We start from the raw sequence: 12,423 nt of genomic DNA, 5'->3' as shown, positions 1-12,423 counted from the left end.
GCTCATTCGCTGATCACCAGCCGTACGGTGCGCTCGGCGAGTTCCGAGATACGGGAGCCGTCGAAGCCGCGGATCGCGCTGCGCGCCGTGTCGTTGAGGGGCTCGGTCCAGTGCGCGGGCAGCCGCTTGGCGCCGCACAGGATGCCGGCGACGGAGCCGACGGTGGCGCCGTTGGAGTCGGTGTCCCAGCCGCCCTGCGCGGTCAGGCCGACGCTGGCGCTGAAGTCGCCCTCGCCCCACAGGAGCCCGGCCACGACCAGGGCGGCGTTGTTGACCGTGTGCACCCAGGAGTAGTGGCCGAAGTGGACCTCGATGACCGACCGGGCCGCCTCCCAGCTGTCCCCGGCCGCATGCCGGTCCAGTACGAGCCGGATGGCCTCGGCCAGTCGGCTGCGCGGCGGGACGCAGGTCAGCGACGCTTCGAGCGCCCCGCGGGCGTCCGCGGCGGTGAAGGCGGCGGCCACCAGCGCGGCCGCCCACATCTCCCCGTAGACGCCGTTGGCCGCATGCGACAACACCGCGTCCCGGTAGGCGAGTTCGGCGGCCGCGCGCGGATCGCCGGGGTGGACGTAGCCGAAGATGTCCGCGCGTATCTGGGCGCCGATCCACTCCCGGTAGGGGTTGTCGATCTGCCCGGCGCGGGCCGGCTCGTGCCCGATGACCAGGTTGCGGTAGGTGGCGCGCTCGGCGGTGAAGGTCTGGGTGTAGGGGAGCCGGTCGAGCCATTCGGCGGCCACGTCGTCACGGCCGTAGCCGAAGCCGTACTCCTCCAGCAGGTGCAGGCCCAGGATGGTGTAGTCGATGTCGTCGTCGCGGGCGCTCTCACTGATCCGGCCGCGGGTGGTGTAGGGCCAGAACTCGCGGAACTCGAACCCCTCGGGCATGGGCTCCAGGACGGGGATGTAGTCGCGCAGCGGGTAGGCGTCCGCGAGCTCCAGATAGGCGCGCAGGTGGGCGGCGGTCCAGTGGTCGCCGTTCTCGACCGGTTTGCCGAGGTTGCAGCCCGCGCAGCGGCCGAGCCAGGCGCCCAGCATCTTGTCCCTCAGCTCGGCCTCGCCGATCGCGGCCGCCGGCGGCGGCTGGGGCAGAGAGGCAAGCAGGGCGTGCAGGGAGTCGGGCTCCTCATAGGGCCAACTGCCCTTGCGCGTTGTGGTGTTGAGCTGGTCCAGGAGCTGTCGGGCCGCGGCCTCGTCGTCTCCGGCCGCCGCCTGGTGTGCGGCATCGGCCAGGGCGTCGATGTCGAATCCGCTCTCCTGGCGCTGCGCGAGCTCCCAGCGCAGCAGCTCCCGCGGATCGTGGGCCTGGTGGTCGTTCACCGTTCACTGCTCCTGTCGTTCATGTGCGAAGGGCTTACACGTGCGTGGCTCAGGCCGACTCGCGTCGTACGAGGGAATTGGCGATGACGAGTTCCCGGGCGGCTTCCGGCTGCTCGGCGCCGAGCCGGCGCAGCAGGGCTTCGCCGCAGCAGCGGCCCACCTCGCGCGCCGGGTTCACCACCGTGGTGAGCGCCGGGATGATCAGGGATGCGGCGTCGATGTCGTCGTAGCCGCTGACGGCGAGGTCCTCGGGCACACGCAGACGCCGCTTGCGGGCGGCGTCCAGGACACCGATGGCGATGAGGTCGTTGGCGCAGGCGATCGCGTCCGGCCGCTCCTCAAGGTCCAGCAGCGCCTCGGCCGCCTCACGCCCCGCGTCCCGGGTGAAGTCGCCGCGGACGACGAGGCTTTCGTCGACATCCCGGCCGATCTCGGCCAGGGCCCGGCGAAAACCCGCCTCGCGCAGGTCGCTGGGGCCGGTGTGCCGGGCGCCGCCGATGTAGGCGACCCGGCTGCGGCCCTGTTCCAGCAGATAGCGCACGGCCTGGGCCATGCCGCCCTCGTCGTCGCTGCGCACCAGGTCACCCAGATCCGCGTCGAAGGGCCCGCCGCCCAGGCGCACCACGGGCATGGTGGCGTGGTGCTCCAGGAGGTCCTTGCGGGTCAGCTGGAACGGGGCGATGACCACGCCGTCGACGCGGCGGGTGGCCATCTCCCGCAGGAAGGCCAGCTCCTGCTCGCGGACCGCGTCCGTGTTGCCGACCACCGTGCGGTACCCGGCCGGCACCAGCACGTCGTCCATGCCGCGCAGCATCATCGGGTAGAAGGGGTTGGTCAGGTCGGGTACGAGCAGGCCGACCGTCATCGTGCGCCGGGTCCGCAGCCCCTGGGCGAGAGCGTTGGGCTGGTAGCCGAGCTCCTCGATGACCTGGAGCACACGGGCTCTGGTCCTGTCCGAGACCGGACGGCGACCCGACAGCACGTGGGACACCGTGGTGACCGACACCCCGGCCCGTGCCGCTACCTCCGTCATGCCGACCTGCGTCACTCTCAACCTCCGTACAAAACGTTTGGCGTGATGTGGCCGCCACCTTTGCGCCGCCTTCGAAGCGTTGTCAAGAGGTAAACCACGCATTAACCCGTGATTTCGAGGCAGGCCCGTGATTCTCCGGCGGACTCTTGACGGCTTCTGGGGCGTGAGCTTGAGTGGGCACGCAAAACGACTTGCATCGCTGTGCAGGGACCGTACGCAGGGAAGGTGCCAGTGACTTCATCGTTCGAGCGCGTCTACGGCGCGCTCATCGGACAGGCGGTCGGCGACGCGCTCGGCGCGCCGACCGAAGGCCTCACCCGGGCACAGATCATCGAGCGGTACGGGTGGGTGTCCGACTTCGTCGACGACGACCCGGCCGGCACCGACGACACCGAGTACGCGGTGCTCACCGCCCAGGTGCTGCTGGCCCACGGAACGGGCCTGACCCCCGCGCAGGTCGGTGCCGCCTGGACCGACAACCTGGTCAACCAGGTGGGCGGCTTCTACGGCGGCGGATTCAGCGAGATGACCGCGATCAACAACCTCAGGGCCGGTCTGGCCCCGCCCGTCACCGGCAGCGACAACCACGAGATGTGGAGCGACGGCGCCGCGATGCGGATCGCCCCCGTCGGCATTCTGTGCGCCGGCGACCCGGCACAGGCCGCTCGCCTGGCCGCGGTCGAGGCACAGGTCTCCCACGCCAAGGACGGGGTCTATTGCGCCCAGGTCATCGCCGCGGGTGTCGCGGCCGCGCTGACCGCCACCTCCTGGCAGGACGTGGTGGAGGCCGCGCTCGACGCCGTACCCGCCGACTCCTGGACCGGGCGCACCGTGCGGCGCGCGATCGGCATCGGCTCCGCGCACACCGAGTTGGCGGCGGCCCTGGACGAGCTCTACGAGCGCATCTCGATCTTCCACTACCCGTTCGCCGATGTCGGCCCGGAGGCAACGGCCCTGGCCATGGGCGTCTTCGTCGCCGCCCGCGGCGAGTACGTGCCCTCGGTGCTCGGCGGCACCAACATCGGCCGGGACGCCGACACGATCGCCGCGATGGCCGGGTCCCTGGCCGGCGCCCTGCACGGCTCCGACGCGGTACCCGAGGCGTGGCGCCGGCGCATCAACGTCGTACGCGGCCACTGCATCGCCGCCACCGCCGGGACGGACCTGACCGAGCTGGCCCGCGACCTGCACATCGCACTGACCGCAAAGGAGAACGCGGCGTGAGCACCCCCGCTACGACCCCGAAGCACCTGCGCGACCGCGCCCGCGGCGCCCTGCTCGGCCTGGCCATGGGCGATGCCGCCGGGCTGCCCGCCTACTACCACCGCGGCGCCCGCCTGGGCGAGCCGCGCGAATGGCTGTGGCACTTCAGCGCCGAGGCCGACACCAACCAGGTGCTGCGCTTCCCGCTGCCGTTCACGCTGGGCCACCCCGAACCGCTGGAGCTGTCCGGCACCGACGACACCGAGTTCGCCGTCGCCGCCGCCCTCATCGTCCTGGGTGCCGGGGCGGAGGCCACCAGCGAGGAACTCTTCGCGGGCTGGCGCAAGCTGATCGTCGACCGGGCCGATGAGGTCTGGTCGGGCATCGCCGAACGCTCCTCCATCGTCAACGCGCAGGCGGGCCTGACGCCCCCGGCCACCGGCAACGACAACCCGGCCCACTTCGACGACGGCTCCGTGGCCCGCGCCGTGCCCGTCGGTATCCGCCACGCAGGCGACCCCCAGCGGGCCGCCGAGGTCGCCACTCGCCTCGCCCAGATCACCCACGCCGACGACGGAGTGTGGGCCGCCGCCGCGATGGCGGCGAGCATCGCGGCCGCGCTCGGCGGCGCAGAGCCCGCCCAGGCCCTGCGCACCGGGATCGACCAGATCCCCTCCGGCACCTGGCTGGCCCGCCAAACGGCCAGGGCGCTCGACCTCGCCGACCGGGCCACGACGCCGCTGGACCTGATCGCCGACCTGAACGACGAGGTGGCAAACGCCTCCTACAGCTTCGGCACCGTCGCTCCCGAGACATTCGCCTCGGCCTTCGCCATCGTCCAGGCCACCGGCGGGGACCCGGTCACCGCCCTGCCGCTGGCGGGCATGGTCGCCAAGCAGAGCGACAGCATGCCCGCGATGGTGGGTGCCCTCACCGGCGCGCTGAGGGGCGCCGACGCGCTGCCGCGCCGCTGGCTGGAGAAGATCGACCGGGTGCGCGGCCACTGCCTGCCGCACCTGGCCGGCACCTCGCTCACCGCCGTCGCCGACGACCTCATCGACGCGAGAGGCGAGCTCGGATGACGGACGTGGTCGTGATCGGCGGCCTCATCCTCGACCTCACCGTGCCCGTGCCCCGACCGCCACGGCCCGGAGAGACCGTCGCCTGACCCAACGCCAACGCGACCCGGGCGGCAAGGGAGCCAACCAGGCCGCCGCCGCCGCCCGGCTCGGCGGGACAGCACGGTTGGCCGGCCTTGCCGGCGACGCCGACTTCGGATCGGCCTGCGGGCCGCCGTCGCCGCTCACGGCGTGGACGTCTCCCACGTCGAGGCGCACAAGGGCCGCTCGGCCGGAATCGTTCATCACCGTCGAGGACGGCGGCGAGAACCAGATCTCCATTGCCGACACCGCCCCGCACCACACCAACACGCTCAAGCGCACGACACTCGACGAGGACCGGTTCTACGGAGGAGGCGGCGGCGCCGTCGATGGACTGCTCGACCTTTCCTACCGTCCGGGAGCAATCAAGCGGGGGGCACGCGCCGGCTTGACGGGGGGGGAGTGGACCCGAGCGCGACACCGGCGTCGTAACCGTCGAGTCCCCGCGGCGAAGGAGCGCATAGAAGCTCGGCCGGCGGAGGGGGTCGCAGGGCATCGCCTGCCAGGAGCTCCTACCAGTCCCTGCCCTCATGTCACTCGCACGGCGTGCGATCGGTTGCCCTGGTGCGGCTTGCTGTGGCGTCGAGAGGGCAGACGCGGAGCAGGTCGGTCGAGACGGTCCAGAGGCGCTGGGCAGTGGCGGGGTCGAGCGCCCATTCCTTGACACCATGCGGGTGCTGCGCGAGGTCGGCGTCGTCCGGCACGGTGTAGGCCTCTTGCGCATCGTCGAGATAGTGGCCTCCGGAGTGAGCGAACTCGGGGGCGACGGCCGCGACGATACTGGTGGCGGCCCCCTGCTCGACCGTTTTGTACGTGAAGACTCCGGCAGCCTCGGCCGCGTCGAGCGATGCCTTTTGCTCCGGAGTGAAGTTCCGCTGCAGTCCCGTCGCGATACCGCCGGGGTTCACCGCATTGGCGACGATGCCGTCGGCAGCCCAGCGGCGGGTCGCCTCGACGGCGAAGAGGGAGTTCGCCGTCTTCGACTGGGCGTAGGCGATCTGTGGGTCGTAGCTGCGGCGCTCGAAGTGGAGGTCGTCGAAGTCGATGCCGGACCGCATGTGCGCCGTCGAACTGACCGAGACGATCCGTGCTCCGTCGCGGGCCACCGCTCCCCGGGCCAGGGCGTGGTGAAGGCCGGTGGCCAGCGCGAAGTGGCCGAGATGGTTCGTCGCGAATTGCAGCTCCCAGCCTTCACGCGTTCGTTCGAGGCCGCCGGTGACCACGCCGGCATTGTTGATCAGCAGGTGAAGCGGGCCGCTCCACGCATCGACGAACCGTGTGACGGTGGCCCTGTCGGCGAGGTCGAGCCGGACGACGCGGGGCCGGATTCCTCCGGTCGACCGGGCGATCGTCTCGGCGACGGCGTCACCCGCAGTCGCGTTCCGGACGGCGAGCGTCACTTCCGCACCGGCAGCGGTCAGCGCACGAGCCGTCTCGATCCCGAGTCCGGAGGAGGCTCCCGTCACGATGGCGCGGACGCCGGTGAGGTCGATGTCCCGCAGCACCTCGTCCGCGGTGGTGGAGGAGGTGAAGGGCGTGCAGATGAGTCTGCGAGTGTCCATGGCAGCCGACTATACGCACTAGACTTGATTTGTATAGTTCGATTCTCGCTCGTATGCTCGTTCCATGAGCCGTCCCGACACTGCCCACCCGCCGTCGACAGTCGCTGATACCGACCGCCGAACCATGGTTCTGGAGTCCGCCATGGCCACGTTCGCGCGATTCGGTTACCGGAAGACCTCGATGGAGGAGGTGGCGCGGGCGGCGCGGATCTCCCGGCCCGGGCTCTACTTCCTCTTCTCCTCGAAGGAGACGCTGTTCCGTGCCGCGGTCACCCAGGCCTTGGAGCACGACATCACCGCGGTTGAACAGGTCTTGGCCGACAGTGGCCGCCCCCTTGCAGAGCGGCTCACTGAAGCGTTCGACCAGTGGGCGGGCCGCTACATCGGCCCGCTGACGCGCGATGTCGCGACGGTTATCGAGGAGAATCCCGACCTGCTCGGAGAGATCGTCGAGACCACGCCGCGTCGTTTCGAGGAACTGATCACAGACGCGATCGCCGTCGAGTCAGGACGAGAGGCGGCCCTCCCTGTCGCACAGACGATGATCAGCGCATCGATCGGCCTCAAGCATCAGGCCGCATCCCGGGAGTTCTACCTTGAACGGCTTGCGGTCGCTATCGGCCTCCTGGTGCGCTGAAAACGCTCCCGTCCTCCTTGTAGAACGGCCCGCGGTCTCGGACAGCGATGCGTTGGAACGCACGTGGAGTGGTCGGGCTCGCGCGGCCTCACATCCGGGATTTCAGCACATCGACCTCGCAGCCCGGCGCGGACGGGTCGAAGCCGTGCTCGATCAGCCAGCGAACTGCCAGCAGGCTTCGCAGTGACCACCATGCGCGGATCACGTCGGTGTCGACGTCGGTGCCGTAGCCGGAGAGGACGTCGTCGAGGTGCTCTTCGTGTCCGAGCGTCAAGATGGCGAGATCGAACAGGGCATCACCTTGGCCCGCCTCGGACCAGTCGATGATGCCGGTGACCTCGTCGCCGTCGACGAAGACGTGCGCGATCTGCAGGTCGCCGTGCGTGAACACCGGAGACCACGGCCGGAGCGCGGCCTCGGCGACCTGGCGGTTGTGGGTGACCAGGTCGGCGGGCAGGATGCCGTTCGTCACGAGCAATTCGCACTCGGCGTCGAGTTCCGCTGCCAGCTCGTCGGGACCCCGGCGGCGCCGGCCGGGCCAGGGCGGCAAGGGCGCCTCGTGCAACTGCCGGATGGTGGCGCCCGCCGCGGCCCACGCCGCCGACGACGCGGTCGACGGCTCACCGAGACGGCCGAGCACCGTGCCCGGGACGGCGGCGATCGCGAGCACGGGCGGCTTGCGCCACAGGACCTCCGGGGTCGGGACCGGCACCAGGGCCATCGCCTCGACCTCGACGTCGATGCGCGCCTGATCGGCGTCCACCTTCAAGAACACGTCGCCGACACGCAGGGTCGCGCGCTCGGAATGGGCGACGACGACTTTGACCTCATCCATGGGTGACCAGTATCCCGGGGACGATCGCCGACGTCGCCAGGTTTATCGCGTGCGATGACGCGGCCGACCGTATCCCACTTCCCGGCGCCTCGTCCGCGGCAAGTACCACGATGCGTGGCGGCAGCGGCGCCGAGCCCCCGTCAGGGGCCGGACGGCGCGGTTACGGCAGAACAAACGAGGCGCCTCCAGCACTGCCGGGGGCCACCTTCCACCTCGTCCGCATCATCGATCGCGGGTCCGGTCCGAACGAGGAACGCCGCCTCCAAGGGGCATGTCACCAGGTCCGCACCGGTCAACACGGCTTTCACGGAATCCGACTCGGTTGTCTTGCTGCCAGGTCGCGGTGTCGGGGTCGATGCCGTGCGCACGCGCGCTTGCGTCGACGATGCGACGGAACCACGTGGCAAGGCCGGCGCGGATGCCGTCGTAGTGGGCGGCGAATGCCGGATCGGCCTCGTACATGCGGCCGAGACAGACCTGCATCTGCCTGGTGAGGGGAAAGTACGAGGCGAAAACCTCGCGGTGCCGCTCGACGAGTTGATTCGCTTCCGGGCTACCAGGTGTGACGCCGGCGTCCATCGCGTCCCCGAGGGCACGGTCGAGGTCGGCGACGTCGTCGGCGATGGCCTGCCATTCCTCCGGACCGCGAGAGGCCGAGCGTTCGGCGTAGTGCATCCATTGTGTTGTGTCTCCATAGCGCTGACGGGCTTGGGCAGGCCAGTCCGGGTTCCACTGGGGGCCGAAGATCGCGGCCTGCTGCTCGACGGTCAGCAGCAGGCCGCGCTCGTGGGCGTCGATCATCCGGTCCAGTCCGGCGCCGAGCCGCTGGAGGCGGTCGATCCGTTCAGTGACCTGGGTGCGCTGCGCGCGCAGCGCGGCGGGCACGTCCGCGGTCGAGTCGTCCAGGACAACCCGGATCCTGTCCAGGTCGAGGCCGATCTCGCGGTAGACGACGATGCGGTGCAGGCGTTCCAGATCACCGGCGGTGTAGAGCCGGTATCCGGCGGCCGTACGCCGCGACGGTCGCGCCAGACCGATCTCGTCCCAGTGGTGCAGCGCGCGGACCGTCATGCCCAGACGCGCCGAGACCTGACCGACGGTCAGGCCATCGGCTTCCGTGGTATCAGGCATGCTCGTCATTGTCGCCGCCGTCGACGCCCGGTGGGGTGATCCCGATGGCTTCGAGGTTCCGCGCCTCCTGACTGGCCGGATCAAAGGGCTTCGCCGCGGTGAACACGATCCGTGCGTTCTCGGGGGTGATCACCTCCACATCGCGGGTGTTCCAGGGAGTGTCCCGTGGACCGTCGACCGAGTCCGGACGCAACGCACGACAGGCCTCGACCAGGGAATCGACCTGGCTGAGCACGCACGCGAAACTGATACTCATCGCTGGTGTCCGCTCCGGAACGCCGGCCGCCGAGACGAGCAGTACGTCCTGGAACGCCCACCGGCGCAGATGCACGAGCCTGCCGGGGATGCTGAACAGCTCGAAGAACCCGAGCCCACGAGTCCAGAAATCCACCGACGCCGCCATATCGCTCGTGGGGATCGTCATGAACGCGGGCATTCCGTAGATGCCGCGGAACAGCTCCGGCGCAACCGCGTCCGGGCCGGGAGCGGGTACGGGGCTCATCTCAAACGCGTTGTAGTGGTCGCTCATGCACCCCACCTTCCGGCCTCACGCGACGTGAGGGTCAAGCCGGGTCGTGGATCTCGCCCCGCCCCAATGACGCGACCAACTGATGCGACCAATGTTGTGGCCAGTGTTGTGGCCGGACAGAGAGATAAGGCCCTCGTTCGGATCACCGGTTCCGCCGCCCGGCTCAGGCCGGGCGGCGGAGTGGATCACCGGTCACCGGTCACCGGTCGCCGTCGGGCACCAGGGAGCCGTCGGAGGTGGTGGGCAGGTCCTGGCCGCGCTGTTCCTGGAGCGGGGCGAGGGTGGTCCCGTTGAGGTCCCCGTGTACCACCCGGGCGATGTTCTCGATCACCGCGACACTGGCAGGCATGTCCGTGTTGTCGGCAGTCAGGACCGCGAGGCCGTAGTCATGCCCCTGCCCGGTGAACGCGCCGACGCTGTGCACACGCCATCCGCCGCTGCTGCGCTGCAGCCAGCCGTTCTTGACGTGTACCGTCGCTCCGCTCGGTGCGCCCGTGGGGACGCCCCAGCGCTGAGCGGGGATCACCTGGTTCATCAGGCCCAGCGCGTAGGCACGGCGCTCGTCGTCGAGAACGGGGTTCGCCGAGGTGAGCAGCTGCATCAGCCTGAGCTGGTCGGCGGCGTTGATCTGCGTCAGTCCCCAGTAGCCCTCCGGGTCGGGGGTCGTGTGATCCATGCCCGCGCGGCGCAGAAAGTCCGAGATACGGGCGAGACCGAGTTGCTTCCACAGCGTGGTCGTCGAGTCGTTGTCGGACGCCGTGATCATTTTGGTGGCGAGCGTCTGCTCGGACGAGGTCAGGTCCCGGTTCTCGTCCTGGGCCCGGCGCAGGAGCGCGCCCAGGACGATGACCTTGACAACGCTCGCCGAGTCGTACTGCTGGTCCGCGTTGAACGCGCAGTTGGTGCCTGTGGTGCGGTCGTACAGAGCGACGGAGACTCGTCCCTTGAGGGCGGCGTCCTCCACCACGGCCTTGATGTCCTCGCTGAGTCGGCTCGCGAGGCCGGTCTTGTCCGACGTGCAGGAAACCTCGGACCGGGACGGCTCCGCACCGGCGCCGGATATCGCGCTCGCCGGGGAGGCCGTGGCCACGATCGCGGCGGCGGTGCCGACGAGCACGGATACGGTCGCGGTGCGCCGTAGGCGCCGGGGAAGGATCGATATGTGGGAAGTCAAGCGTGTTCCTTACGAGATGTACGGAGGGGATGGGAGGGGAGTTGGGCGGGCCGCGCCGACGTGTCGTCGTGCGGCTCGTCAGCTCCCCGCGCCTGGAAGATCTCCCTCCTGCTTTTCGCTTCACAGGATCTGATGATCGATGCGGCGCGGAGGTTCCCCACTCGGGCCGAACGGTCCCGTTCCGTCTTACCCGTTGGCGCAGAGGCAGGCCGACCGTTGGAGCCGCGTGGAGTTGTGCCAGCCGTGTGGAGCACCTCGCGGTAGCGGTACTCAGCCGGCCATCGACGGTCATCGACGACCTCGCCGTCCCCACCCTTGTCCATGCAAGGCCAGCGGTCTGGAGGGCGTCAAGGATGTGTTCCGACCGTCAAGGATCTCTCGAGACTCCGATGCCCAACATATCTCGGCACTTCACATGGACACCCGGCGGTAGCAGCCGGAACTGGAGGCCGCTGTGAAGCTCGCCGGGGAGATCCAGCGGTGCGGTCAGCGCCCAATCGAGCTTCCACACTGTGGTTCGGTCCGCCACACCGGACGGGGGCCTCGCGGTTTCAGCGAGCCCGCCGGTGCGGCGGGTGCATCGATCAGGTGATCAGGCCCGAAGCATCGCGCCACATCCTGGCGAGTACGTCGCCAGCGGGCTCGTCGGTGGCAAGGGCAGCGCTCTGACCTGCCCAATGGCTGGCAGGATCGACCTGGTTGGTCCCTCGCCGCCACTGGGCGGTGAGTTCCAGCTGTTCAGGAAACGGCGCCGGGCTTGGTGCTCCGGGCTGGTTCCAGGCTTTCACGTAGGGGGTGGGCGCGGCTCGGGCCAGCCGTCCGGTGTACACACGGGTGGTCACGGTGGCGTGCGGTGCCAGCCCGGTCAGCGCGGCGGCCCATTCCGGGGCAGTTGCCGTCTCGGGACAGCGCAGGAGGGCCGTGCCGACCTGAACCGCGCTGGCGCCCAGGGCCAGTGCGGCCGCTACGCCGCGTCCGTCAGCGATCCCGCCGGCGGCGACGATGGGTACGCGCAGGTGGTCGGCGAACCAGGGAAGCAGAGCGAGCAGCCCGACATCTGTGTGCTCGGCGGCGTCCTGATGGAAAGTGCCCCGGTGCCCGCCGGCTTCCATGCCCTGGGCCACGATCGCGTCCGCACCTGCGTCCTGAGCGGCCAGGGCCTCGTCAAGGGTGGTCGCACAGGCGAACCAGGCGATGCCCTGGGCGTGGAGGCGCCGTACATAATCGAGCTCGAACAGGCCCATGATCGAGGAGACCACGGTGGGGCGGGCCCGGAGCAGGGCTTCGCATTGCTTTTCGAACGCTGGTCGGGGTGTTGTGACGGGTTCGCCGGGAGGACCGAAACGGTTGAGGAAGGTCCGGGCCTTGTCGGAGCGCCGCTTTCGGTCTTCCTGCTCGTTACAAACGGGTTCAGGGATCCAGACGTTCAACTGCAGGGACCCGGAGGACCGGGCGCGAAACTCTCCCACCCATGCTGCGATGCGGTCCGGTGAATCCTGGAGGGCTCCCCGGGCGCCCATGCCGCCCGCCTCAGCTACCGCGACGGCTAGATCGACAGGAGAAGACCCGGCCATCGGAGCCTGAAGCACCGGCATCTGCAATCCGAAGCGCTCACAAAACGCGTGAGCTCGTTCCCGCCCTGTCACACCAGACTCCTCATGACGTTGATCCGGGTTTCTTACGGCCCCGTCACCGTTCTCGCCGCGGGCGAAAGCGGTCCGGGCACGCGGGGCGGCCCGCACAGGATCCACATAGTAGGACAAATTGCGATAGATACTTCATCGCAAGATCGGGATGTTTCGGTACGGTTCTGAGCCCACCCTTCGATGACATGGGGCGTTGG

General features: G+C 69.6%; 11 protein-coding genes and 1 pseudogene. 4 read left to right on the top strand and 8 right to left on the bottom strand.

The window, feature by feature from the left end:
* Positions 1-2: 2 nt before the first annotated feature.
* Together M1203_RS26635 and M1203_RS26630 are read right to left on the bottom strand one after the other, a co-directional pair.
* Positions 3-1,316: an ADP-ribosylglycohydrolase family protein gene (locus M1203_RS26635; protein WP_308404908.1), complete on the bottom strand. Its 1,314-nt coding sequence runs from the start codon at positions 1,314-1,316 to the stop codon at positions 3-5.
* A 49-nt stretch (positions 1,317-1,365) separates the two neighbouring features.
* Positions 1,366-2,349 (bottom strand): LacI family DNA-binding transcriptional regulator, encoded by a 984-nt coding sequence (locus M1203_RS26630; protein WP_249952348.1) that lies wholly within the window; start codon positions 2,347-2,349, stop codon positions 1,366-1,368.
* Between the two features lie 231 nt (positions 2,350-2,580).
* Here M1203_RS26630 and M1203_RS26625 point away from each other — a divergent pair, with 231 nt between their 5' ends.
* The 3 genes and pseudogenes from M1203_RS26625 to M1203_RS39285 all read left to right on the top strand — a co-directional run.
* A complete protein-coding gene (locus M1203_RS26625; RefSeq protein ID WP_249952347.1) occupies positions 2,581-3,573 on the top strand; it encodes an ADP-ribosylglycohydrolase family protein in 993 nt (330 codons plus the stop codon).
* Complete coding sequence (locus tag M1203_RS26620) at positions 3,570-4,634, top strand: ADP-ribosylglycohydrolase family protein (RefSeq protein ID WP_249952346.1); 1,065 nt, start codon at positions 3,570-3,572, stop codon at positions 4,632-4,634. Before M1203_RS26625 ends, M1203_RS26620 begins: the two co-directional genes overlap by 4 nt.
* Before the next feature lie 82 nt (positions 4,635-4,716).
* A pseudogene (locus M1203_RS39285) lies at positions 4,717-4,776 on the top strand (hypothetical protein); the annotation flags it as partial.
* Positions 4,777-5,245: 469 nt separating this feature from the next.
* On the opposite strand, the gene M1203_RS26615 reads toward M1203_RS39285, so the two are convergent.
* Positions 5,246-6,274, bottom strand: a complete 1,029-nt coding sequence (locus tag M1203_RS26615; protein ID WP_249952345.1) for an SDR family NAD(P)-dependent oxidoreductase — start codon at positions 6,272-6,274, stop codon at positions 5,246-5,248.
* 64 nt (positions 6,275-6,338) lie between these two features.
* Between M1203_RS26615 and M1203_RS26610 the strand changes: the two genes are divergently transcribed.
* Complete coding sequence (locus M1203_RS26610; protein ID WP_374404053.1) at positions 6,339-6,911, top strand: TetR/AcrR family transcriptional regulator; 573 nt, start codon at positions 6,339-6,341, stop codon at positions 6,909-6,911.
* An 88-nt stretch (positions 6,912-6,999) separates the two neighbouring features.
* Here M1203_RS26610 and M1203_RS26605 read toward each other — a convergent pair whose 3' ends face one another.
* The 5 genes from M1203_RS26605 to M1203_RS26585 form a co-directional block, all read right to left on the bottom strand.
* Complete coding sequence (locus M1203_RS26605) at positions 7,000-7,746, bottom strand: phosphotransferase family protein (protein WP_249952344.1); 747 nt, start codon at positions 7,744-7,746, stop codon at positions 7,000-7,002.
* A gap of 222 nt (positions 7,747-7,968) precedes the next feature.
* On the bottom strand, positions 7,969-8,877 hold the full coding sequence (locus tag M1203_RS26600; RefSeq protein ID WP_249952343.1) for a MerR family transcriptional regulator: 909 nt from the start codon (positions 8,875-8,877) through the stop codon (positions 7,969-7,971).
* Positions 8,870-9,406, bottom strand: a complete 537-nt coding sequence (locus M1203_RS26595) for a VOC family protein (RefSeq protein WP_249952342.1) — start codon at positions 9,404-9,406, stop codon at positions 8,870-8,872. The genes M1203_RS26600 and M1203_RS26595 overlap by 8 nt, the downstream gene beginning before the upstream one ends.
* 199 nt (positions 9,407-9,605) lie before the next feature.
* A complete protein-coding gene (locus tag M1203_RS26590; RefSeq protein ID WP_249952341.1) occupies positions 9,606-10,580 on the bottom strand; it encodes a serine hydrolase in 975 nt (324 codons plus the stop codon).
* A gap of 584 nt (positions 10,581-11,164) precedes the next feature.
* Positions 11,165-12,226 (bottom strand): nitronate monooxygenase, encoded by a 1,062-nt coding sequence (locus M1203_RS26585; protein WP_249952340.1) that lies wholly within the window; start codon positions 12,224-12,226, stop codon positions 11,165-11,167.
* Positions 12,227-12,423: the final 197 nt, after the last annotated feature.

Origin of the sequence: Streptomyces sp. 35G-GA-8, assembly GCF_023534745.1 — a bacterium.
Lineage (GTDB): Bacteria > Actinomycetota > Actinomycetes > Streptomycetales > Streptomycetaceae > Streptomyces.
Note: the sequence above shows the minus strand (reverse complement) of the source record. Positions and strands in the feature narration are given on the sequence as shown.

What these genes read in the sequence shown, in the direction of transcription:
- M1203_RS26605 (WP_249952344.1), bottom strand. Translation starts at nt 7,746, where the DNA reads ATGGATGAGGTCAAAGTCGTCGTCGCCCATTCCGAGCGCGCGACCCTG.
- M1203_RS26615 (WP_249952345.1), bottom strand. Translation starts at nt 6,274, where the DNA reads ATGGACACTCGCAGACTCATCTGCACGCCCTTCACCTCCTCCACCACC.
- M1203_RS26595 (WP_249952342.1), bottom strand. Translation starts at nt 9,406, where the DNA reads ATGAGCGACCACTACAACGCGTTTGAGATGAGCCCCGTACCCGCTCCC.
- M1203_RS26630 (WP_249952348.1), bottom strand. Translation starts at nt 2,349, where the DNA reads ATGACGGAGGTAGCGGCACGGGCCGGGGTGTCGGTCACCACGGTGTCC.
- M1203_RS26610 (WP_374404053.1), top strand. Translation starts at nt 6,339, where the DNA reads ATGAGCCGTCCCGACACTGCCCACCCGCCGTCGACAGTCGCTGATACC.
- M1203_RS26600 (WP_249952343.1), bottom strand. Translation starts at nt 8,877, where the DNA reads ATGCCTGATACCACGGAAGCCGATGGCCTGACCGTCGGTCAGGTCTCG.